Source organism: Bacillus salacetis (assembly GCF_049177075.1).
In the GTDB taxonomy this organism is placed as follows: domain Bacteria; phylum Bacillota; class Bacilli; order Bacillales; family Bacillaceae_B; genus Rossellomorea; species Rossellomorea salacetis_A.
This window is the reverse complement of the sequence record NZ_CP185377.1, coordinates 1,727,044-1,747,629: the sequence shown is the minus strand read 5'-3', so window position 1 is coordinate 1,747,629 and position 20,586 is coordinate 1,727,044. Positions and strand designations below refer to the sequence as shown.

General features: G+C 40.8%; 25 protein-coding genes. 6 read left to right on the top strand and 19 right to left on the bottom strand.

From position 1 onward, the window contains the following. Nucleotides 1-3 precede the first annotated feature (3 nt). Both ACOJQI_RS08765 and ACOJQI_RS08760 read left to right on the top strand, forming a co-directional pair. On the top strand, nucleotides 4-912 hold the full coding sequence (locus tag ACOJQI_RS08765) for a VanW family protein (protein WP_421384845.1): 909 nt from the start codon (nucleotides 4-6) through the stop codon (nucleotides 910-912). A gap of 115 nt (nucleotides 913-1,027) precedes the next feature. Further along, a complete protein-coding gene (locus tag ACOJQI_RS08760; RefSeq protein WP_421384844.1) occupies nucleotides 1,028-1,537 on the top strand; it encodes a hypothetical protein in 510 nt (169 codons plus the stop codon). Between the two features lie 32 nt (nucleotides 1,538-1,569). Here ACOJQI_RS08760 and ACOJQI_RS08755 read toward each other — a convergent pair whose 3' ends face one another. From ACOJQI_RS08755 to ACOJQI_RS08725, 7 genes are all read right to left on the bottom strand, one after another. Next, nucleotides 1,570-2,094, bottom strand: a complete 525-nt coding sequence (locus ACOJQI_RS08755) for a GNAT family N-acetyltransferase (protein ID WP_421384843.1) — start codon at nucleotides 2,092-2,094, stop codon at nucleotides 1,570-1,572. 72 nt (nucleotides 2,095-2,166) lie between these two features. Continuing rightward, nucleotides 2,167-2,793 (bottom strand): YdcF family protein, encoded by a 627-nt coding sequence (locus ACOJQI_RS08750; protein ID WP_421384842.1) that lies wholly within the window; start codon nucleotides 2,791-2,793, stop codon nucleotides 2,167-2,169. Beyond that, a complete protein-coding gene (locus tag ACOJQI_RS08745; RefSeq protein ID WP_421384841.1) occupies nucleotides 2,790-3,119 on the bottom strand; it encodes a hypothetical protein in 330 nt (109 codons plus the stop codon). Before ACOJQI_RS08745 ends, ACOJQI_RS08750 begins: the two co-directional genes overlap by 4 nt. A 161-nt stretch (nucleotides 3,120-3,280) precedes the next feature. Continuing rightward, nucleotides 3,281-4,417, bottom strand: a complete 1,137-nt coding sequence (locus ACOJQI_RS08740; protein ID WP_421384840.1) for a bifunctional cystathionine gamma-lyase/homocysteine desulfhydrase — start codon at nucleotides 4,415-4,417, stop codon at nucleotides 3,281-3,283. Nucleotides 4,418-4,421: 4 nt separating this feature from the next. Continuing rightward, nucleotides 4,422-5,339 (bottom strand): PLP-dependent cysteine synthase family protein, encoded by a 918-nt coding sequence (locus tag ACOJQI_RS08735; protein WP_421384839.1) that lies wholly within the window; start codon nucleotides 5,337-5,339, stop codon nucleotides 4,422-4,424. Nucleotides 5,340-5,354: 15 nt separating this feature from the next. Next, the gene (locus tag ACOJQI_RS08730) at nucleotides 5,355-5,822 is read right to left on the bottom strand and encodes an S-ribosylhomocysteine lyase (protein WP_421385432.1); all 468 of its coding nucleotides are present in this window, start codon (nucleotides 5,820-5,822) and stop codon (nucleotides 5,355-5,357) included. Between the two features lie 74 nt (nucleotides 5,823-5,896). Next, on the bottom strand, nucleotides 5,897-6,541 hold the full coding sequence (locus tag ACOJQI_RS08725; protein WP_421384838.1) for a class I SAM-dependent DNA methyltransferase: 645 nt from the start codon (nucleotides 6,539-6,541) through the stop codon (nucleotides 5,897-5,899). Nucleotides 6,542-6,764: 223 nt separating this feature from the next. On the opposite strand from ACOJQI_RS08725, the gene ACOJQI_RS08720 reads away from it, so the two are divergent. Further along, nucleotides 6,765-7,610, top strand: a complete 846-nt coding sequence (locus ACOJQI_RS08720) for a hypothetical protein (protein WP_421384837.1) — start codon at nucleotides 6,765-6,767, stop codon at nucleotides 7,608-7,610. Between the two features lie 27 nt (nucleotides 7,611-7,637). Here the strand turns inward: ACOJQI_RS08720 and ACOJQI_RS08715 are convergent, their stop codons facing one another. The 8 genes from ACOJQI_RS08715 to ACOJQI_RS08680 all read right to left on the bottom strand — a co-directional run bounded on the left by ACOJQI_RS08715 (nucleotide 7,638) and on the right by ACOJQI_RS08680 (nucleotide 14,119). Next, nucleotides 7,638-8,936 (bottom strand): Glu/Leu/Phe/Val family dehydrogenase, encoded by a 1,299-nt coding sequence (locus ACOJQI_RS08715; protein WP_421385431.1) that lies wholly within the window; start codon nucleotides 8,934-8,936, stop codon nucleotides 7,638-7,640. Nucleotides 8,937-9,207: 271 nt separating this feature from the next. Next, nucleotides 9,208-10,914: a gamma-glutamyltransferase gene (ggt, locus tag ACOJQI_RS08710; protein WP_421384836.1), complete on the bottom strand. Its 1,707-nt coding sequence runs from the start codon at nucleotides 10,912-10,914 to the stop codon at nucleotides 9,208-9,210. Between the two features lie 275 nt (nucleotides 10,915-11,189). Next, nucleotides 11,190-11,606 (bottom strand): glucose starvation-inducible protein GsiB, encoded by a 417-nt coding sequence (gene gsiB, locus ACOJQI_RS08705; RefSeq protein WP_421384835.1) that lies wholly within the window; start codon nucleotides 11,604-11,606, stop codon nucleotides 11,190-11,192. Between the two features lie 388 nt (nucleotides 11,607-11,994). Beyond that, nucleotides 11,995-12,177: a small, acid-soluble spore protein, H family gene (locus ACOJQI_RS08700; RefSeq protein WP_421384834.1), complete on the bottom strand. Its 183-nt coding sequence runs from the start codon at nucleotides 12,175-12,177 to the stop codon at nucleotides 11,995-11,997. An 87-nt stretch (nucleotides 12,178-12,264) separates the two neighbouring features. Then, on the bottom strand, nucleotides 12,265-12,399 hold the full coding sequence (locus ACOJQI_RS08695) for a hypothetical protein (protein WP_421384833.1): 135 nt from the start codon (nucleotides 12,397-12,399) through the stop codon (nucleotides 12,265-12,267). A gap of 89 nt (nucleotides 12,400-12,488) precedes the next feature. After that, entirely contained in the window at nucleotides 12,489-13,076 is a 588-nt protein-coding gene (locus tag ACOJQI_RS08690; RefSeq protein WP_421384832.1) for a GNAT family N-acetyltransferase, read from the bottom strand. Nucleotides 13,077-13,261: 185 nt separating this feature from the next. Further along, the gene (locus ACOJQI_RS08685; RefSeq protein WP_421384831.1) at nucleotides 13,262-13,486 is read right to left on the bottom strand and encodes a hypothetical protein; all 225 of its coding nucleotides are present in this window, start codon (nucleotides 13,484-13,486) and stop codon (nucleotides 13,262-13,264) included. 81 nt (nucleotides 13,487-13,567) lie between these two features. Then, nucleotides 13,568-14,119: a VanZ family protein gene (locus ACOJQI_RS08680; RefSeq protein ID WP_421384830.1), complete on the bottom strand. Its 552-nt coding sequence runs from the start codon at nucleotides 14,117-14,119 to the stop codon at nucleotides 13,568-13,570. 215 nt (nucleotides 14,120-14,334) lie between these two features. Between ACOJQI_RS08680 and ACOJQI_RS08675 the strand changes: the two genes are divergently transcribed. Further along, entirely contained in the window at nucleotides 14,335-14,610 is a 276-nt protein-coding gene (locus tag ACOJQI_RS08675) for a YpbS family protein (RefSeq protein ID WP_421384829.1), read from the top strand. A gap of 23 nt (nucleotides 14,611-14,633) precedes the next feature. On the opposite strand, the gene ACOJQI_RS08670 is transcribed toward ACOJQI_RS08675, so the two are convergent. After that, the gene (locus tag ACOJQI_RS08670) at nucleotides 14,634-15,071 is read right to left on the bottom strand and encodes a Dps family protein (protein ID WP_421384828.1); all 438 of its coding nucleotides are present in this window, start codon (nucleotides 15,069-15,071) and stop codon (nucleotides 14,634-14,636) included. A 187-nt stretch (nucleotides 15,072-15,258) separates the two neighbouring features. Between ACOJQI_RS08670 and ACOJQI_RS08665 the strand changes: the two genes are divergently transcribed. Further along, on the top strand, nucleotides 15,259-16,035 hold the full coding sequence (locus ACOJQI_RS08665; protein ID WP_421384827.1) for a SurA N-terminal domain-containing protein: 777 nt from the start codon (nucleotides 15,259-15,261) through the stop codon (nucleotides 16,033-16,035). 55 nt (nucleotides 16,036-16,090) lie between these two features. Here the strand turns inward: ACOJQI_RS08665 and ACOJQI_RS08660 are convergent, their stop codons facing one another. The 3 genes from ACOJQI_RS08660 to ACOJQI_RS08650 form a co-directional block, all read right to left on the bottom strand. Next, complete coding sequence (locus ACOJQI_RS08660; RefSeq protein ID WP_421384826.1) at nucleotides 16,091-16,570, bottom strand: NUDIX domain-containing protein; 480 nt, start codon at nucleotides 16,568-16,570, stop codon at nucleotides 16,091-16,093. 64 nt (nucleotides 16,571-16,634) lie between these two features. After that, the gene (gene selB / locus ACOJQI_RS08655; protein WP_421384825.1) at nucleotides 16,635-18,527 is read right to left on the bottom strand and encodes a selenocysteine-specific translation elongation factor; all 1,893 of its coding nucleotides are present in this window, start codon (nucleotides 18,525-18,527) and stop codon (nucleotides 16,635-16,637) included. Between the two features lie 189 nt (nucleotides 18,528-18,716). Continuing rightward, nucleotides 18,717-19,253, bottom strand: a complete 537-nt coding sequence (locus ACOJQI_RS08650) for a GNAT family N-acetyltransferase (RefSeq protein WP_421384824.1) — start codon at nucleotides 19,251-19,253, stop codon at nucleotides 18,717-18,719. A gap of 270 nt (nucleotides 19,254-19,523) precedes the next feature. Between ACOJQI_RS08650 and ACOJQI_RS08645 the strand changes: the two genes are divergently transcribed. Further along, the gene (locus tag ACOJQI_RS08645; RefSeq protein WP_421384823.1) at nucleotides 19,524-20,345 is read left to right on the top strand and encodes a DUF2935 domain-containing protein; all 822 of its coding nucleotides are present in this window, start codon (nucleotides 19,524-19,526) and stop codon (nucleotides 20,343-20,345) included. Nucleotides 20,346-20,586: the final 241 nt, after the last annotated feature.

Genomic DNA, 20,586 nt, shown 5'->3' with positions numbered 1-20,586 from the left:
ATCATGAAGTTGCTGCTTTCTTTATTAGTGGCTGCCCAAATCCAAACTACTTCTCCCATACAGCTGCAACTGGAGGATGAAGGGAAAACAGTTATCAATGTAAACCGTTCAGAATTTGAAACCACCCCTTATCCTGAATTTATTATCAATGAAGAAAAGCTTAACGAGTTATTCGTGAAATTGAATGAGAAATTATCACTAAAACCCATCAACGCAACACTTAATGAACACGGCAGCATCGTCAGCGAACAAAATGGGAAAATGGTGGATCAGGGAAAGTTTAAGAAGGAATTCTATGAAGCATTTTATAAAAATAAACCGGCCTCCATGGAAATCCCATTTAGGCTTGTATATCCGAAAGTAGACAGTGAACTGCTTGAAAAAATCAAGCGGAAAAGAATAAGCCATTATGTCACCTATTTTAACAGCAGAAATAAAGAAAGGGTCCATAACATCAAACTTGCTTCGGAAGCACTTAATAATCATGTTGTATTCCCTGGAGAAACGTTTTCCTTTAACAGGGTCGTAGGGAAAAGAACTGCTGCAAAAGGATACATGCCCGCGCCGGTCATTGTAAAAGGGGAATTGACGGAAGGTGTGGGAGGAGGGATATGCCAGGTTTCATCTACCCTTTTTAATGCAGTGGACCGGGCAGGTGTGAAAATACTCGAACGTTATTCTCACAGCCGAAGAGTACCTTATGTGCCTCCAAAAAGAGATGCAACCGTCAGTTGGTACGGGCCGGATTTCACTTTTAAAAACCAGCATAACCAGCCCCTTCTTATCCGGTCGAGAGTAGTGGGCGGCCAGATGATTATTATGATCTTTTCTTCTGAAGATCTTGATTTCAACCGAAAAAATGTCCCCAGCGCCCCAGATAATATACCAAAGGAAACTACACGATTCGAGTGATGGGATCCTTAAGAAATGCAGTGTAAATGATTGCCTCCCTTACCAATTTCTATTCATCAATTATGTTATACTGTTCATAACATAAATTAGAATAGTCAGAATATAAGGAGGAACAATGCTACTATATATTGGATTTGCCGTACTTCTGATAAACCTGGTCTTCTTACTAGCCAAGTGGTTTACTCCCGAATCAGAGCTTTTGAACAGTTTTAAAAAGACATCTCATTTCTGGTGGACACAAATTGCGTTATTGCTGCTTTCATTAACTATTATCTCTGGACATTATTACGGCCTGTCAAAAGCTCAATGGTATACCAGCCCCATTTTCACCATCGATTCACAGCTCTATGTCGGTGAGAAAAACGGAGCAGCCATTCTTCATGAAACCTTTCCATTTGCAGAAGCGCCTTTTGAAACAGAAATCTACATTCCCGGCAGCCGGGATGGCACTGAAGCACTTCTCTCGCCCGTTTCTGAAAAAGGGGAAAGCTTGGAGCCGATCGTGGTTACTATGAATGATCAACGTTCTCCCCTGACCATCACTTTCCCTCAAGAAGGACAATGGAGAATTGATGTTGAATATGACGGCAATGATGGTGGTTCCATTGTATTAGAAGTGAAATAACTCAAAAAAGGCGGCTTTCAGCTGCCTTTTTTTCAAGTATTGTATATCCAAAATCTATTTATGACATTTCCATCATCTTCTATGAAATCCTTATCAGGCAATCCGCCGTTTTTAATAATCGTCTTTGCAGAGCCTATATTTCCTTTATCACAAACCACCAATACCTTTTCAATACCAAGTTCTTTCGTTTTTTCTAAAGATAATGCCAATATCTGTGTAGCATATCCTTTTTTTCTCGCCGATGGACGGATTCCATATCCGATATGTCCGCCTGCATTAAGGAGGTTCTTTGTCAGGGAGTGTCTTATATTTACGGCCCCGACCACATTCTTTTCAGAATCAACAAGCCAATATGTGGAATCAGGGACCCAGCCTTCGGGGAGATTGACGCCTTTAGAATTATTCTCAATGAATGCCAGCATTGCCTCAAAATCGGATGGATCTTTCTCGATCACCCAGGGAATCATAACCTCTCCGCTTTCTTTCCATTCCGTATAAAATTCAAGATACTGTTTCTTTAGTTCAATTGTGGGTTTAACTAATGCAACGTTGTCCATACCATTTCCTCCTGCTTGGTAAATTGAAACTATATTACCACAGAATGGGACACCATTAAATAAGAATTTTATTTAGAGTGGCTCGATATCTCCTTTTTCCCCATAGTTTAAAATTCTTAGAAACTCTCCCCACACTCTATTTCGTCCTATTTCCTCCTGGCTCCAAGTATGCCTGTTCACTCTCACCCCTTGATACTCGGCATCGAATGAAAACGGAATATACTCCAACCGGACACCAAGATGTTTTCTGAGTGTTCTTTCCTGCCTGCCGGCAACATGACTTTTACAGACGTACATGAGACTCTGAATGTTGGTGAAGTCAAAAACCTTCTTAGCATATAAAACATTCTCCAAAGAATTAGTCGATTCATTCTCAAAGACTATTTTATCGGACGGGATCCCCGCCTTTATAAGATGTGAAATAATGACATCCGCTTCCTTTACTGGATAATCAGGCCATTCCGGGTGCGGAACACCCGTGAGACTCCTCCCTCCCGTAACGACAATTTCCCTGCAAAGTCTTTTCTCAAAGGCTTCAATTGCTTTTTCCCAGTGACCAGGGTGAGTTCCACTGAAGATAAACAATGCATCACACTCTTTTACACTCTTCTCTTCCCCAAATACGATTCTTGTTAAGTCCTTTATCTTTTTTTCAGAATAACTTGGTGCTTCAGGCTCTTTAGATATAATCGGCTTCATTCTGGATTCTCCTTCATGGAATATTCTCCTGTCATTTCCCAAAATTCCTGTGTAGAGGTAAAAAATAATGGCTCAATTTTCTTCTTGCGTTTTTTTGCGCGAATATGCAATTCTGTCATGCGAATCTCCATTTCAATCTGTCCATATTGTTCAATGGTTTCATATTCCCAGATAGCGGTAATCTTGGTTTTTGAAAGATCTACCCACCTGCCTACAAGCTTTGAACCATGTTGAACTTGATTAGGATAAAGGTATTCATGAAAAAACTCGTTGAACAACTCAAATTTTTCCGGAATGATTTCATACATTTTCACTCTGTAGATCATTTATCTCCCTCCCTACAATTCATTATTTTACACGTTTATTCTTGTTTTTCAATAAATTTCTCCCGTAAACATGAATAAAACAGAATTAAATAATAAGAATTACCGGTTTTGGCCACATAAAAAAGCAAGTGCATGAAAGCACTCGCTTTTTTAGGGAATCTTTATTTATCCAGGGCACGTTCAACATCTTCAATAAGATCCTCAACATCTTCCAATCCAATCGAAACACGCACAAGGCCGTCAGTAATGCCTAATTCCGCTCTTCTTTCCGCCGGGATAGAAGCATGTGTCATTTTAGCGGGAACAGAGATCAAGCTTTCAACCGCCCCAAGACTTTCCGCCAGAGTAAAGTAGCGGACATTGGTCAATAGTTTATCGGCATTTTCCTCACTGCCAACATCAAATGAAATCATTCCGCCTGCTCCACGCGCCTGTTTACTGTGTACTTCACTCCCTTTATGGGAATCCAGTCCAGGATAATAGATGGAGCTGACCTTTGGATGATTTTGCAGGAACTCAACAAAACGTTTGGTGTTTGATTCAATCTCTTCCATTCTGATTCCGAGTGTTTTGATTCCTCTCATCAGCAGCCATGAATCTTGAGGTCCAAGTATGGCGCCTGCAGAATTTTGGACAAAATGCAGATCTTCTGCAAGTTGGGCTGAATCGACGACAACTAAGCCCGCTACAACATCACTGTGTCCACCTAGGTATTTAGTGGCACTATGCAGGACAATGTTTGCGCCCTGTTCAATCGGATTCTGCCAATATGGTGTACTGAATGTATTATCAACGATGAATAATAAGTCATTTTCTTTTGCGATTTGAGATACTGCTTGTAAATCCGTAATTTTCAAAAGAGGGTTTGTCGGTGTCTCAACGTAAATCGCTTTTGTGTTCGGCTGAATCGCTTCTTTGACCTTGTCAATATCTGATGTATCAACGAATGAAACGGAAAGATCAAAACGATTCATAACTTTTGAAATCAGACGGTATGTCCCGCCATAAACGTCATCCGTAAATATGATGTGATCACCTGATTTAAAAAGCATCAGCAAGGAAGTAATCGCACCCATTCCAGATCCGAATGCAAATCCCGCATGCCCTCCTTCAATATCGGCAATGAGCGTTTCAAGCGCATGCCGTGTCGGGTTACCCGTCCGGGAATATTCAAAGCCGCGGTGCTGCCCGACTCCGTCTTGTTTGTAAGTGCTTACTTGATATATCGGAACGGAAACGGCACCTGTTTGTTCGTCTCCTGTAATTCCTCCATGAATTAATCGTGTTTTTCTTCTCATGATTTCACTCCTCATAAATTCCTTGACTTAAATAACGCTCACTGCTGTCCGGAAAAATAGTTACAATATTCGTTCCCTTTTCCGCTTTTTTTGCTTCTTCTAATGCTGCGACAAATGCTGCACCTGAGGAGCTTGCAACAAGCAGCCCTTCTCTTTGCGCCAATTCTTTTAATGCCTTAAAGGCATCAGCATCAGTTATTGTGTGAATACAGTCAAAATAGGTGGTATCCATATAAGAAGGGATAAACTCCATTCCAATCCCTTCAGTCTTATGAGGACCGGATTTGCCGCCATTAAGTATCGATCCTTCAGGCTCTACGATGACCGTCTTCACCATGGGATTCTTCTCTTTGAGATATCTGGCCGTTCCCATGAAAGTACCGCCTGTTCCTCCCCCAGCAACAAAAACATCCACTTTCCCATCCAAAGCTTTATATATTTCCGGACCTAATGTTTCATAGTAGGTCTCTGGATTGGAAGGATTATCAAACTGCTGCGGACAGAAAGATCCTTCAATTTCACTGGTTAACTCCTTCGCTTTTTGAATGGCACCCTTCATTCCCAAATCAGTGGGGGTATTGACTATCTCGGCGCCTAATGCACGCATCAGTGTTTGTTTTTCAATACTGAATTTTTCAGGCACCACAAACATGACTTTATAACCCTTCCCAATAGCTGCAAGGGCGATGCCTATCCCGGTATTACCGGCTGTAGGCTCTATAATGGTCCCGCCGTCTTTTAAAACACCGGATTGTTCAGCACTTTCTATTAATTTCATGCCCAAACGGTCTTTGATGCTGCCACCGGGATTGAAGTACTCCAGCTTCGCAAACAAACGGACACCTTCCGGCAGCCCCATTTTAGTCAGCTCCACTAAAGGGGTATTACCGATTAGTTCTTGTACACTTGTGACATATTTCAAGATTAGCTCTCCTTATTATGCGAATACTTCTGTCCATTCATCTCTTTTTTCGAGCATATCTTTTGCCAGTTCCTTAGCCCCTTCAAGGCTGTGGCTTGCGGCAAATCCACATTGAACTTCATTGCATGCAGGGACTTCGGTCGCTTCAAGTACATCTTTTAAGGTTTTTTCGATTACCTCGAGAACTGTATCATAACTGTCATCATTCAAGATTGTGATATAGAAGCCGGTTTGGCATCCCATTGGTCCAATGTCAACGATTCTATCGTGATGATTTCTGCTGAATTCTGCCATCATATGTTCAAGGGAGTGAAGAGCAGGCATATTCATATATTCTTTATTTGGCTGCTTAATACGGAAATCGTATTTGTAGATTTTGTCACCGCTCTGTCCTTCTGTAATGCCCACCAATCTGACATATGGTGCTTTTACTTTTGTATGATCCAAATTAAAACTTTCTACATTCATTTTAGGCATATCCATCTCTCGCTTTCTAGTAATATTTTGGAATGGCAGAACACCCATCTCGTATATAAGTTCTGCCATTCATTTTCTTTTTACTTTTTCGTTGCTGTCATAACCCAAACATACTTATTTTTCTGAATAAATTCAACAGTAAAGCCATGCTTTTCACACATGGATTTCAAGTTCTCCAAGTAGGTGTAATGTTCACTGTTCAAATCATCCACCAGATTATTGAAATAGGAAGCAATCGCCTGTTCCATGATTGCTCTTCTTGCTTCTTTGTTTTTAAAAACAGTGTCAGCAAAAACAATGACCCCGCCTTGCGGAAGGATATGACTGTATTTTTCAATCGCCTTTTCTTTTTCAATGTCTGTCAAATGATGAAAAGCGTATGAACTGACAATTGAAGTAATTTGTTCTTCTGGAATAGGAAAGTCCAAGAAATCACCATCTTTGATTTTCGCTTCCGGTACCTTCAACTGCCCGATTTTCAACATTTCTTCTGAAGGCTCTATACCGAATACAGTATGTCCGTGGTTCACCAGCTTCCTTGTAAGATTCCCTGTTCCCACACCAAATTCCAATACATTTGGACCTATGGTATTTCTTACGACGGATTGGAGGATATCTTCATAATGCTCAAATACCTCTCTATATTCTATATCTCCCTCTTCGGAAACCGTTTGATCATAAGTGCGGGCCCAATCATTGAATAAATCAACAAATTCACGACTCATTTACATCACCCTTGTTTTTTCTAACAAACCCGATAAGAATAGTCAGGTTTATTTGCTGAATCTAATGATACCATATCATTTCTAAAAAATAAATCAGCAAAAGCCCATTAGTTCATAAAAAGATACCTTCAAAGCGGTATAACATTCCATAAAGAGTCAAAGTATAGATAAGAAACACTTCTAATGGCTCACGGTTCCATTCAAAAGGGGGTATCCAAAAGTCATGAAACGAATTAATAAAAATTCCTTGCCCTTTATTATTTTAACTATAATCCATATAGGCCTTTTGCTTTTCACTCTTTTAAAAAGGCGTGAACGGAGGACCATTACTCTACTGTTATCTAATATAAGCTTTGCCTATATCTTTGAATACTTCGTTTTCAATCTGTTCCGGTCATATCAATACAATCCAAAAATTCTAAAGAAGCGGCAGCTCGATAATGCCTTAGGAGCCCTTTTATCCCAAGCGATCTATGTTCCAATTGCAGCAACCTTCCTGACTGTATTCGAACTGGGGTGGTTCTGGAAGCTTCTTTTCACACTTTATTTCCATATTATTGAAAAATTTTTCCTGAAAATTGATAATTACAGGCTTCATTGGTGGAAGACAATTTATACGGTTTTGCTGCTCCCGGTTTATTTTAGAATCAGTGATTTTTGGGAGGAGAATTTGAGGCTTAAGAAAAAACCATTCCTATGGCTTTCCACTTATTTGTCTGTAGGGGTTGTGACAAAAACGCTTGCTTTTGTTTTAGATATTTTCAAGAAACAAAAAATTGGAGTAGGCCGTTTTCACAGTTGGCATGAACACTTTCTGATTTCTCCTTTGTATATGTTAATTTTTTCAGGAGCTGCACTTTTACCTGCTATAAAGAACAATACATTTGTAAAAGCTTCAGTCTTTCTATTAATGATGTTCATAAGTATACTACTTTCACGCATCCATATCATCAATAACAGGCTGAATTTTGTTCAGGTCACATTGCAGAATATCTTTATGATTTATCTGTCTCCGCTAATGAAATCATTTATTTTTGAAAAAAAGAAGGCTGAATCACCCTATAGATGATTCAACCTTCTTTCACAAGATTTCTAATTAGCACTCTATTGGCATCGACCAGTTTTTAATCCATCCCCTTGCTTTCATGGCTTCTGCCAGACGTCCTACTCCAACAAGATATGCCGATTCCCGCATCGATGCGTTCTTCTCCACTTTCATCCGGTATACACTATCGAATGCATTCTCCATTTTTTCCTTCAATTTTTGATTAACTTCCTCTTCTTTCCAGAAATAATGCATCGCATTCTGTACCCATTCAAAGTAAGAAACAGTTACACCGCCGGAATTACAGAGTATATCCGGTATAACGAAGATCCCTTTCTCCTCCATTATTTCATTTCCTTGAGGGGTAGTGGGTCCATTTGCGGCCTCTGCTACAATCTTGGCCTTGATGGTAGGGGCGGTTTCTTCGGTAATTTGGTTCTCTAAAGCAGCGGGAACCAATATATCACAGTCTGCAGCAAATAATTCTTCATTCGAGATGTCTTGACTTCCTTCAAACCCTTTTACTGAGCCATGTTCGTTGACATAGTCAATAAGGCTGACAATATCAAGGCCGTTTGGCTGATAAGCTCCGCCACCCGCATCAGTGACCGCCACAACCTTCACTCCTTGTTCATGCAGAAGTTTGGCTGTTATGGAACCTACATTTCCGAAGCCTTGCACAACAGCTGTAAGTTTGTCCAATTCAAGGTTTAAACGCTTTGCCGCTTCCATGATATTTATGACGACTCCCCTGCCTGTCGCTTCAATCCGTCCTTCAGATCCTCCTATTATGACAGGTTTTCCTGTTATAAATCCTGAAACATCCTTGCCTCGCAAACGATCGAATTCATCAAGCATCCAGCCCATTATTTGTCCGTTCGTATTCACATCAGGTGCCGGAACATCTTTCTCAGGCCCTATAACGGGTTCAAGTTCCCTGATATACCCTCTGCTTAATTCTTCAAGTTCCCTTTCAGAAAGTTCTTTTGGATTCACGATGACTCCGCCTTTACCTCCTCCAAACGGAAGTCCGACGAGAGCTGACTTCAATGACATCCACATGGAAAGGGCCACTACTTCATCTTCATTGACGTCCGGATGAAAACGGATACCCCCTTTAGTAGGTCCGAGGATATCTATATGCTGTGAGCGCATTCCGGTAAAATTGACGTATTCTCCGTTATCTCTTCGTACAGGAATGGACACTTTCATTAGCCGCTTCGGCTTTTTGAGAATATTATACACACCTTCGGGCAGATCAAGTGAATCGGCTGCCCTTTTGATTAATTGCTGGGCAATCTTATAAGGATTTGTGATCTCTTTCCCATTGTTCTGTTCTTTAACCGGCATTTCCGTCTTTACTTCGGCAGCCAGCTCTTCTTGTTCCAAATTTTGCGGCTCCTTATTTGTCACTTTCGGCTTCTCATTCATATTAATATCTTTTGCAGGATCCGGTTTTCTCATCCTAATCCCTCCATATAAAAAATTTGTGTTAAGAATTCACATACACTCATTTTTCAAATACCCTTTGAAGGTTCGTGTAAACGTTTCAAATTTCAAGGATTACCCAAATGTCGATCGACTGGTTACTCCATAAAAAAAGGCTGCATTCAGCAGCCTTTTACAACCTTTCGCTATCTTCTTTCCATACCGCAGATGCCTTGCCGGGTCGTGTCGAATCAGCCGCACCATAAAATGTGTTATTTTCCTTATCGATCAAAATCGCCTGAACATTGCCTAATGGCATGGAATCATCCAGGATCTCTATTCCCAGGCTCTTTAATTTTTCTTTGACTCCTGAGTCAAAATCGTCTTCTACCCAGACTTCAGGTGCCGTACTGTTATAGATGCGCGGGTGTTCAATAGCTTCTTTCAAGTCCATCTTAAAGTCCAGTACATTCAATATGACATGGGCGACTGAGGACACGATTGTCGGTCCGCCGGGTGATCCGAGTGTCATGAAAGGTTCTCCATCCTTCAGGATGATGGTTGGGGACTTTGCGCTGACCGGATATTTACCTCCACGCATTTCATTAATATGGTTTTTCTCGGCTTTAAAATCGGTCAAGTCATTGTTTAGAAGAAAGCCATATTCTTCAATCATGATACCTGCCCCGAAGTAATGTTCTAAGGAAGAAGTACATGCAGCCACATTTCCCCATTGATCCACTGCAGTGAAGTGAGTGGTTTCGCCGCCTTCCGTTCTCTTCTGGGATACAGTTCCCGGTTTCATACCACTTTTTTCGAACTTCCATGGGTTTCCGAAGTCTATATCAGGATTTCTTCCGTTGAAATCGATGAACTTGGCTCTTTCAGCAATATATTCTGGATCCAGCAGTCCATTCACAGGGACATTATGAAAGTCCGGATCACTCATGTAAGCAAGCTTGTCAGAGAAAACGAGACGCATCGCTTCAGAGAGGATGAAATACTTCTCCCAGGAGGATGCATTATAACCGCTTAAATCAAACTGCTCGATAATCTTCAATATTTGGAGCACGTTTGTTCCGCCGCCATTCGGTGGAGCGGGGACCGCGACATCGAACCCTCGATAGTTCCTTATGACAGGTTCTTGTATTTCACACTCATAATTTTCCAGGTCACTCATTTCCATATGTCCGTTATGGGATTGCAGCCTTTCAATGATTGCTTCGCCGATTCTTCCTTTATATAAGGCATCTATACCTTCTTCCTTAAAGATCCGAAAGGTTTTTGCCAGCGCTTCATTCCGCACGATGTCTCCTTCTACAAGGGGCACACCCTTTGGAAAGAAGAAGTCCTTTGCAGAATCGCCGACTCTGTCGCCATAAAGTTTCAGCGCCATATCCCACAGGAAATTCACCCTGATACCATTCTCAGCAAGGTCTATGGATGGATCTATGAGCTCTCCAAGTTCTTTCACTCCATAGGTTTTATTTATCGTATCCATGGCTTTCATGATACCTGGAATTCCCACGAAACTTTCATTCATTGTTCTCTCTACAAACGGGATCAATTCCCCTTCATCATCATAGCAAAGTTCCGGATGTGCGCTTTCAGGCGCCTTGGAGTGTCCATTGAAAACCTTTGTTTCACCTGAAGAATTATCATGATAGATAATAAATCCGCTGGACCCTACCCCGGTGTTAAAGGGCTCTGAAACAGCCAATGCGAACTGCATGGCAACTATTGCATCTGCAGCTGTCCCTCCCTTCCGAAGGACCTCGGCACCAATATCACTTGCTTCTTGAGTCGCACTCGCCGCCATACCGTAATCACCGACCGCTTTATATTGATCATCATTTCGTTCAAAATTCTGCTTACTAAAAATCTCTCTTACGTCCATCATGCACCCTCCTGTAACTAACTCTTTTTCTTGCTGGTTTATATTTCGATCACCTTTGCTTAGCTTTGAGAAGCAAGGCATGAATCAAATGTGCCTTTTCTTCCTGCTCTCTCTTATAAGCGCTCCATCGTAAAGGGAGAGCATCTTATCTTTTCATTCTGAATATGTAGGTTCGTTACCCTTTTCCTTTCAGGATTTAAACCATTTTGAATTAAAAGAAATAGAATAAACCAAAGGGCCTGCACATTTCTGCACAGACCCTTTGGGTATCGGTGAAATTACTTGTTATTGCGGCGGTTGTTATCATCGTTCTCATTCCAGCGTGCATTACCGCCTTTTTCGCCAATATCTTGATAGAAATCTTTATCATGATTATTAGACGTCGCTTCTCCGCCTTTTTCACCTATCTCCTGATAGAATTCCTTATCATGGTTTTCGGATGTTGTTTCTCCACCCTTTTTACCTATCTCCTGATAGAATTCCTTGTCATGGCTGTCAGACGTTGCTTCTCCGCCTTTTTCACCAATTTCCTGATAGAATTCCTTATCATGGTTTTCGGATGTTGCTTCTCCACCCTTTTTACCGATTTCTTGATAGAATTCTTTATCATGATTTTGTGCAGTTGTCTTGCCGCCCTTGCGACCCGCTTCTTCTAAACTCATTTTTCCATTGTTTTGGTTGTTATTTCTAGCCATTATAAATTCCTCCTTAAAAAATGAAATGATTTTCTTAATTTAAGTTGGCTTACTCTAGCTGTCTTCTAAGATGTAGAATGTTTTTGTTTTATGCTTTTTATCTTAACCTTTGTTCTTACTCTTCCACCTTTCAAAACTATTAAACAGTAATACAAGTTTTTAATCATTTTGTAATAATCCTGTAATTCTATTTATACTAATTTTATGGTATAGACCCTGCTGCTTCTAGTACTTCTCCGGTTCTTCTCATTTTTAGAAAAAGAAGTTGTAACATTAATTTTTACAATGATAATCTTGAATTCACTAAACTAATACCTGCCTTACAAAGTCTGCTCATTAGATTGAATTGATTTTCATCAAAAAAAACACCCAAACTGGGTGCTTTTCATTATGATTCTTCTTGTAAATCTTCAATTGCCACTTGGGAGCGTTCTTCAAGCGGACCCCTTAAATGAACTGTTGCCAAATTCTCATTTTCAAGCAGTTCATCAATCCAGACCGATACTCCTTGATAAGTTACGTTAATATCTGCAGAAGAAGCAAGTATTTGCTTTACTCTGTTAGCGTCCATGATGCCTACCTCCATTAATAATGATGGAGATAGTTTGTGTGAAATCCCCTTATTTATTCATTCTCTGATAAACAGTATGGGAACTGGTTATTCATGATCATTGTGGATGATCATCGTTTCCCCCAGCTCCAGCTCAGGTGACAGGTGTTTTTCAGAATGACCGCCAAGCAGGATCGCAATCGATAAAAATATTGAAAGGATTTTGAAATGCTTTTTATTCATTCTCTCTCCTCCTATTCCTTATACTATTTAACCAGAAAACCGCGGTATTTCCTATCGATTGTGTAAATTATGCCTAAAAGAATGCCTGCCTAAACTCTGGCTTTCTTATCTCCGTCCGATGGATTCTTTTCCTGAAGAGTTTCCCACTCCGGCCTAAGTAAAGAGAAAATATTGGCATCATTTGAAACTCCATTTTGATAAATATATCCTCGTAAAACTCCTTCTTTAGTAAATCCAGCCTTTTCCAAAAGGCCAATAGAGGATTTATTTTCAAGGAAAGTAACAGCTCCCATTCTATAGAGCTTCAATTCTTCAAAAGCAAATTCAATAACCGCTGCCGCTGCTTCCGAAGTATAGCCATTACTCCAATAGTCCGGATGAATCTCAAAGCCAATTTCGGCTTTTTTGTTACCGATTTGCAGATTGTTGAGTCCGGCAGTCCCAATAAAAGCACCGGTGTCTTTAAGGGTAATTCCCCACCTCAGTGATCTTTTACTTTCAAAGCCATCTTTAAATGACTTAATAATATCCTCAGCCTGTTCTATCCTTTGCAGACTTTCCATACCATAATATTTTGTTACGGAATCAAGAGACATTATCTCGAAGTAACGCTCTGCATGCTGCTTGGTGATTTCAATTAATTTTAACCGCGGTGTATCCAGTTCCGGAAATGCCATATGTACCCCCTCTTCCCAGCAATATAAACACTATCATACAAAACAGTCATGTTTGAGTGTGTTGGAATTTGTCGAGGAAATCATTTTAATTGAAGCTTGAGGCGGCATCCACCTTACAAATAAACACTTATCAATGCCTTTTTTACGAGCAATCAAAAAAGAGCATGAGGAATTTCATGCTCTTTCTACTTCTTCTTTTCCCCTCTTGTAACGAGAGAATTTTCATTATTGGCCAGATAGTGATCAGGATTAACCCCTTTAGAGGGTTCTCCACTCTCTAAACGCTCCCTAATCTTTTTGTTGGCGCTCTCTGTACCGCTTTCTTCTGTCCGTGTATTCTCTTCTTCATAAAGTTCCTGATTTATCTTTTCGTTTGCTCTTTGTGAATCAGATTTTTCATGAGGATTCAAAATAACACCACCTCCTATTCCAAAAAGGGCTTCCTCATCCTGTTCCCTTTTGACCATGGAAGTAATCGCGTTTCCGGATGCTTAATTCTTCCTGAGCGAGTATTTCTTACACACTTTGATGAAAAGGAGGAAAAGCAGTCCGCCGAGGAAAGAACCAAGTGTGTTCATCATCCAGTCATCTATATCGGTAGACCTGCCCAGGGGAAGCAGGTATTGAATCAGTTCGACTATGATGGAAAGGAAACTGCCGGCAAGTGTTGTCTTAATCAGGACCCTCTTCCGTTTTCTGATCCACCACGCGTAGAAAAAGGCAAACGGAATAAACAGCACCACGTTGGCCAATAGATTTCGGATTGGAATATCCAAATGGGTCCGATAAATTAAATTCAACCTAAGATTATCAAAGGGTTGAAAATTGGTGTTCCCCTCAAGGGCAACTCCGGGGACAAGGGGTGATAATGTGATAAGAAAAACGCCGCCGGTGGAAATCAAGGTGAACAATACAGGGATAAGATCCGCCCACCTGGCTTCTCCTTTTTGTTTCTTCCATATATAAACGGCTGTCACAAGGGTGGCTGTCACTAATGCCAAGATCGGGATTACCCAACTGAACTGTCTCCAAAGCTGTATCATCTTCAGCCTACTTTCTACTTTATTACTGTTTCATTCTATTAAAATATATACTTTCATCTTTAACTGTCGATTACTATTTTCATTGAAAATATGTTTTGATTCAAGCTGAACTTAGAGGAAAATACTTTTTTTATGAATTAGTTGCGATTATATGAATAAATGAGCATAATAATAAGGGACTATCAAGTACTTCTGACAGGAGTGAAAAAATAGAAATGAGTGTACATAAAGCGATAACTGAACATTCAAAGAAGCAAAATGCAATAGCAAAAGAGTTTCTTAAGCTGGAGCAGCAAAGAGAATACTATATCGAGGAAGCGGTCAATCTCTGTATGAAAGGCGACCCCTTTACAACTGAAAAAATAAATCACGTTACAAAAAGAATCAACGATGAAGCAAAATTGGGAATTGTACCCGAACGGAAGTACGTTACAGTGGAAATGGTCAAAGAATATTGTAGTTCATTGAAGGCAGGAAATAAAGACCAATAACAAAACCCCCGGATCCGGGGGTTTTATGCATTATAGGCGTTAAGCATCCATACATGCTGTTCAAGTGATGACTTAATGCCGATGAACATATCTGCTGTAGGCTGATCATGAAGATCTTCAGCTGTTTCAATGAGCTTTTTTGATTCTTTGATGATCTGCTCAAAATCCTTCACCAGAACAGACACCATTTCCTTAGCATCTTCCTGACATGAAGCCTCTTCTATTGTTGCGGTTTCAAGGTATTTTTTTAGTGTAGCAACTGGCTTCCCCTTCAGTGTCAGGATTCTTTCTGCTATATCATCTATGTATTGTCCTGCCTCATCATAATATTCCTCAAACTTTTCATGAAGAGTAAAAAAATCGGTCCCTGTCACATACCAGTGGTAATTATGTAATTTCGTGTACAGGATATTCCAGTTTGAAAGTTGATTATTCAGCATAACGGTAAGTCCGTTTGACATAGAAGCATTTCCCCTTCCTAAAATATGTTTCAATCTTGTTAAATTGGCTGTTATAGCTTTCCTTTTATCCGTAAATGTTATACACTTGCCACTAGGTTGTTTTTTACATGCCTCTACCCTTGCATTAAAGAATAGTACAGAGGCCAGCTGGAAAAATGACTCACTTTTGCAGAAAGAGGGTAATCAAATGAAATCAAAATGGAAATTAGCCATGCTTGCGGGCATGATTTCAATAGGTTTGGCTGCTTGCGGAGATAATGGAGAAAACAGCAAGGATGCCGACACTGAAAATACGAATCAGGAACAGACAGAACAAACAGAACAAACAGCTGAAATGGAAGAAATGCAAAAGAAATTGGAAAAGCAGCATGTTGATGAAGAAACAACTGTTGCTGTTGTGAATGAAGAAGATATCAAAGGGGAAGCATACAATACGCTTCTTTCACAAACACAGATGCAATATCAGCAAATGGGACAAGACCCTACTTCAGAAGAACTGGCACCCAAGCTGAAAGAAAGCACAATTGACAGCCTGATCGGACAGACTTTGCTTCTTCAAGAAGCTGAAAAACATGGTTACAAGGCTTCAGATGAGGAAATTCAAAAGGAAATCGATACGTTGAAAGCGAATTACGAAGATGAAGAGCAATTTGAGGAAATCCTGAAAAGCAACGGCCTTACAATGGACGAACTGAAAAGCGAAGTTGCTAACAACATCAAATACACTGCATACATCGACAATGAATTAGAAGTCGAAGAAGTGAAGGATGAAGATGTAAAAGCATATTATGATCAATATGCTGAACAAAGCAGCGGCTCAGAAGATACAGAAGCACAAATGCCTGAATTCGATGAAGTAAAAGATCAAATCAGACAGCAGCTTGAGAGACAAAAAACACAAGAAGTCTTAGCTGCTGAAGTAGAGAAATTGAAAGAGAATGCATCGATTGAAATTAAGATCTAACGCATTTTATAAAAGCCTGCTTGCCTCCCTTAATCGGGAAGCAAACAGGCTTTTTTTATAGTTCTCTAATTGTAACTTGGGCGTCATTCCGGTCGTTCCCATCCCAGCTCGAATGGATTTCGAATACCCCGTCTTTAAAAAAGTAAGGAAGCCTCCTTTTGAACCATGGCTGCATCGGCAGTTCCATCGCTTCTTCCCTGCTTACCCATATCAGCTTCCCTTCCGGCGGGTCATCCAACAGCTCTCCACTTGTCTCGACAGCCAGATAGTTATAAACAACATAGCGGTATTTTTTATCAGGGATAACAAATTCGTCAATCCCTTTAAATTTCAACCTCTCAACAACCAACCCTGTTTCTTCCCTGACTTCCCTTTCGGCTCCATGTGCCGGACTTTCGGGAAAATCCACTTTTCCACCTGGAGCAATATAACCTGGGAAGCCTTTTTCAGACGGTCTTTCAACCATCAGCAACTTTTCTTCTTTTTCTATCATGACCATTGTATAAAGTTGAGTCTCATACTCTTTCCAATTCATTTCATCACCGTCAATCAGTTAATATCCGTATCCAAGGCTTCAGGACCTTGTTTCAGTACCTACCTTATTGCGCACCGGTTCTCCATTTCCTTTTATTTTCTATCCTTACTGTATATCCAAGGTTGTCCAATGTCTCAAGGAAAGGGATTAAATATTTTCGTGATAATCCCAGGATCTCTTTCGCTTCCGGTAATGCAAATTCTTCAGCAGTTTGTCCCTGCAGGTGTTGAACTGCCTGATTGAATATATCCATATGAAAAGCAAGATTATCATCCAGAAAGATTGCTTTCCCCTGCTCCCTATAGAACTGTGTTAGACCAGTCTGCAAACCGGAGGGAATTCCGGCCTGATTTAAATAGGTGGTAAAATCCTCTGCTTTCATTCCGTCCTTTTTTAACAATTCCAGGGCCTGCTCTGATCTTTTTTTCCACTGTTCAGGAACATGTGGTGTGAATTCGGCCAGAGAAAGGTAATGGCCACTTTGGCTCCACCTGCCGCTATTCAAGTTTTGTTTAAGTACATATTCCAGCAAGGAATCAGTATAGGAGCTTTTATATAACTGAGTGATCCTTGCCTTATCATATCCAGTTTTCAACGGATATTGCTGGTGAAAACCATCAAGCTCTGCATTGATTAATTGCTCCAACTCGGTCATGACTTGACCGGAAGTGATTTCTCCGCTTGGAAGTTCATTCAGGGCCGGGTCTTCAAGTAACTCTTCAAGAACTGAAGATGATAAGGAAGTTTCTTGCAGAAGTCTGCTTTTGCTTAATGCTTTGTGTTCTGAAAGAGTGTCTTCTACCCGCTGAATAGGAGTTCCATTTTTCTTTTGCTGAAGTACTTGAATTGTCCTTTGTCCAAATTTATATTTACCGCCGTTAGGGTCAATGATAGACCCTCCCCCAATCGTTTCAGCTGGTGTAGGCCGTCTTAGAATGAAACGGTCATTGCGTTTTACAACTATACTTTCGTCCAGTCTTATTTGACAGAGTATTTCTTCATGTCCTTTTTCCACTTGATTACGGTCAAAGAAGATGATTTTTCCCATCGTTTCTGATGTGCCTGTGTGTAACTTAACTGGCATACGCTGTTTGACGGGATGTTCCAGATCCTCGACCATGCGTAAACTTACATCGATGGTATCAGTAACCGTAAAAAAATCTGATTTCACGAGGACATCTCCCCGTATTGCTTCTTCTCTCGATAATCCTGACAGGTTAATCGCTGTCCGCTGGCCGCCGAATGCTTCCGGAGCCGGTTTATGATGCACCTGGATCTGCCTTGCCCTTGTTTCTTTTCCTGAAGGGAGCAGTTTAAGAGTATCACCTTCTTTGACACTTCCCTCATAAACCGTTCCCCTGACGACTGTTCCCTGTCCTTTTACGGTAAACACCTGGTCAATCGGCATCCGAAAGTCTCCGGTTACACTCCTTGATGGGACTTCTTCCAAAAATCGGAGGATGGTTTGTTTCACTTCAGGGATTCCCTTCCCAGATAGACTATCTGCCAGGATGACAGGTGCGCCTTCAAATACAGTTCCGGTCAACTCTTCCTTTATCTCCTCACTTGCAAGGCTATGTAAGTCCCTATCCACCTTATCCATTTTACTTAAGACGACGATGCCCTGATTGACACCGAGAAAAGAAAGGATCTCCAGATGTTCTCTCGTTTGAGGCATAACCCCTTCATCTGCAGCAACCACAAGTATAACCAAATCGATTCCTGCCACGCCCGCAATCATCTGCCTGATGAACTTTTCATGACCAGGGACATCAATGACGGATACTTCCATGTCTCCTGTTTCAAGAAGGGGGGCAAATCCCAGCTCAATGGATATTCCCCTTTCTTTTTCTTCCTTCAAACGGTCCGTTTCCTTATTAGTCAAAGCTTTTACCAAAGCTGTTTTTCCATGATCGATATGGCCTGCCATCCCGACAGTAAAGTATCTTTTCGTCATATCCGCACCTTCTTTCTATCCTGCTGTAAAAATCAGCTTCTTCTCCTATTAAAGTACAGAACGCCGGCCATAATCAAAAGCATAGCAGAAAAAATAATCCCCTTGGAGAAATCTCCTTCTATAAATGTTTTGACGACCCAAATTAAAATAAATACGGTAAATACAATATCAAAAAGAAACAATCTTTTTTTAGTCTTTTCTTTCACTTTCAGCTTTCATCCTTTCTGCAATCATCCCGCCAGGCCGGAACCTGGCCATTCTATATTCACTGGCATGCCTTCCATTTTGGATGATTGTGCCTCTTGAGAAACCTTCATCTATAAAGCCCAGTCTCTCATAAAGTTTCTTCGCTCTGTCATTGTTATCCAAAACGGTCAATTCCACTCTCTCCTGCATAAGCCAGTTATCAGCCAAATCAAGTAACTTACCAATCAGTGCGGTTCCTGCTCCTTTTCCATGATAATCTTCATGGATCATGATGAACAGGACAGCGGCATGGGCCCTCCTCCCTTTCCCCTGATGCAGACCTGCAAAGCCAACCACTTTTCCATTACTGACCGCAACGAATTCATGCTGTTCAGGAGAAGCACCCTTAAGAATATTTTCAAAACGTTCCACCCTGACACTTGGTAATGATACCACATTAGGCATCACTTTTTCCTGAATCATAATTTCTGTCACTTCTGCAGCATCACTGATACGAATCGGCCTAATTTCCACTTTCATCTTCGTCCACCCTTCCCCTATTATAAATCACAAACAGACTCTGAAACCTTTTCAGAGGCCATTTTCATTTACTTTCAATCTCATATTGGATTCGACATTTCAGGCTTTTTTCCTTTTTGGTTACTCCGGGGCTGATTCTTTGATACTGCATCTTCCCATGCTGCTCCTGAGTCTTACAACTCATCCATTCCTATAAATCTAATAAAATAAAGAATATCACCAGTATTATCATAATAACTTTTAATAAACGATTAAGAGCGGAGGATGAATATGCCGGAACAATATATTTCCACTTGGGAAGAACATCAATTTTGGCTCAATATGCTTCAGGACCATGCCTATTTTGTCAGGGATTATTTGTCTCCTGCAGAGACAAAGTATGTTGCTGAAGCAGATATGTATATCAGAAGCTTTGAAGCTGTGCTGCAGCATTTACAGACCGTTCCTCAAAATGCTGATTATTCTTCCCCTGAAATGATTGAATTATCTCAGTTTGCCTACCAGACTGCCGGTAAATATTATTTATTTGAAGGGAATATTTTAAACTTAAGGCTTAAAAATGAGATTAATATAAACCTGACTCCGACATACTTCAACGGGACCCTGAACGAAAACGCAGAATATCTGAGAATTCTGCAATATAATATGCGGGGCCAGGCTGCACCCCCTCTTTCCCTTGTTGATCTCCTGTCTTTATGGCTCGAGGATCAACTGGGGCATGCGGTCCTTCTTATCAGGCTTGTCGATGGTATTGAGTTTGATATAGTCAGGCAGGCAGAGGGGTTGAAGGTGAAATTCTCTCAATTCATAGTAAAAAATAATGCCATCAAAGGCTATTTGCGATTCCACAATCCCGGGTCACCCATTCAAATCCGATTCGCGCATGAAGTCGCAGAGGCAGTAGTGGCTTTTAATGAGCTTGTCGGCTATACCTTGAAACAATATGATGAAAAGTCACTGGTCAATCAATCCACCAGAAGATTCCTCTTTCATCACTTTCCTGAGGCCTGTTATTTCATGAAAAAGATGTCTATCCATGCCCCTGACCTGCAATATCCACCATGTCAGGTCACTTACCCGCCAGGGAGATGAGGGAGAAACTAGCTTGGGGGATGGAATAAAGCGGGGATTCCTTCTAATAATGACCAGACTCGTGCTTTTGAGGTGGAATAGGGGCGGGATTCCTTCTAAAAATTGCCAACCACGAGCATTTGTGATGGAATAAGCGATGTATTCCATCTGAGAATGGCCAATCTCGAGCACTTGTGATGGAATCAGGGATGTATTCCATCTAAGAATGGCCAACCTCGAGCACTCGTGATGGAAAAAGGAG

What these genes read in the sequence shown, in the direction of transcription:
- ACOJQI_RS08765 (WP_421384845.1), top strand. Translation starts at nt 4, where the DNA reads ATGAAGTTGCTGCTTTCTTTATTAGTGGCTGCCCAAATCCAAACTACT.
- ACOJQI_RS08760 (WP_421384844.1), top strand. Translation starts at nt 1,028, where the DNA reads ATGCTACTATATATTGGATTTGCCGTACTTCTGATAAACCTGGTCTTC.
- ACOJQI_RS08755 (WP_421384843.1), bottom strand. Translation starts at nt 2,094, where the DNA reads ATGGACAACGTTGCATTAGTTAAACCCACAATTGAACTAAAGAAACAG.
- ACOJQI_RS08750 (WP_421384842.1), bottom strand. Translation starts at nt 2,793, where the DNA reads ATGAAGCCGATTATATCTAAAGAGCCTGAAGCACCAAGTTATTCTGAA.
- ACOJQI_RS08745 (WP_421384841.1), bottom strand. Translation starts at nt 3,119, where the DNA reads ATGATCTACAGAGTGAAAATGTATGAAATCATTCCGGAAAAATTTGAG.
- ACOJQI_RS08740 (WP_421384840.1), bottom strand. Translation starts at nt 4,417, where the DNA reads ATGAGAAGAAAAACACGATTAATTCATGGAGGAATTACAGGAGACGAA.
- ACOJQI_RS08730 (WP_421385432.1), bottom strand. Translation starts at nt 5,822, where the DNA reads ATGGATATGCCTAAAATGAATGTAGAAAGTTTTAATTTGGATCATACA.
- ACOJQI_RS08725 (WP_421384838.1), bottom strand. Translation starts at nt 6,541, where the DNA reads ATGAGTCGTGAATTTGTTGATTTATTCAATGATTGGGCCCGCACTTAT.
- ACOJQI_RS08720 (WP_421384837.1), top strand. Translation starts at nt 6,765, where the DNA reads ATGAAACGAATTAATAAAAATTCCTTGCCCTTTATTATTTTAACTATA.
- ACOJQI_RS08715 (WP_421385431.1), bottom strand. Translation starts at nt 8,936, where the DNA reads ATGCCGGTTAAAGAACAGAACAATGGGAAAGAGATCACAAATCCTTAT.
- ggt (WP_421384836.1), bottom strand. Translation starts at nt 10,914, where the DNA reads ATGATGGACGTAAGAGAGATTTTTAGTAAGCAGAATTTTGAACGAAAT.
- gsiB (WP_421384835.1), bottom strand. Translation starts at nt 11,606, where the DNA reads ATGGCTAGAAATAACAACCAAAACAATGGAAAAATGAGTTTAGAAGAA.
- ACOJQI_RS08700 (WP_421384834.1), bottom strand. Translation starts at nt 12,177, where the DNA reads ATGGACGCTAACAGAGTAAAGCAAATACTTGCTTCTTCTGCAGATATT.
- ACOJQI_RS08695 (WP_421384833.1), bottom strand. Translation starts at nt 12,399, where the DNA reads ATGAATAAAAAGCATTTCAAAATCCTTTCAATATTTTTATCGATTGCG.
- ACOJQI_RS08690 (WP_421384832.1), bottom strand. Translation starts at nt 13,076, where the DNA reads ATGGCATTTCCGGAACTGGATACACCGCGGTTAAAATTAATTGAAATC.
- ACOJQI_RS08680 (WP_421384830.1), bottom strand. Translation starts at nt 14,119, where the DNA reads ATGATACAGCTTTGGAGACAGTTCAGTTGGGTAATCCCGATCTTGGCA.
- ACOJQI_RS08675 (WP_421384829.1), top strand. Translation starts at nt 14,335, where the DNA reads ATGAGTGTACATAAAGCGATAACTGAACATTCAAAGAAGCAAAATGCA.
- ACOJQI_RS08670 (WP_421384828.1), bottom strand. Translation starts at nt 15,071, where the DNA reads ATGTCAAACGGACTTACCGTTATGCTGAATAATCAACTTTCAAACTGG.
- ACOJQI_RS08665 (WP_421384827.1), top strand. Translation starts at nt 15,259, where the DNA reads ATGAAATCAAAATGGAAATTAGCCATGCTTGCGGGCATGATTTCAATA.
- ACOJQI_RS08660 (WP_421384826.1), bottom strand. Translation starts at nt 16,570, where the DNA reads ATGAATTGGAAAGAGTATGAGACTCAACTTTATACAATGGTCATGATA.
- selB (WP_421384825.1), bottom strand. Translation starts at nt 18,527, where the DNA reads ATGACGAAAAGATACTTTACTGTCGGGATGGCAGGCCATATCGATCAT.
- ACOJQI_RS08650 (WP_421384824.1), bottom strand. Translation starts at nt 19,253, where the DNA reads ATGAAAGTGGAAATTAGGCCGATTCGTATCAGTGATGCTGCAGAAGTG.
- ACOJQI_RS08645 (WP_421384823.1), top strand. Translation starts at nt 19,524, where the DNA reads ATGCCGGAACAATATATTTCCACTTGGGAAGAACATCAATTTTGGCTC.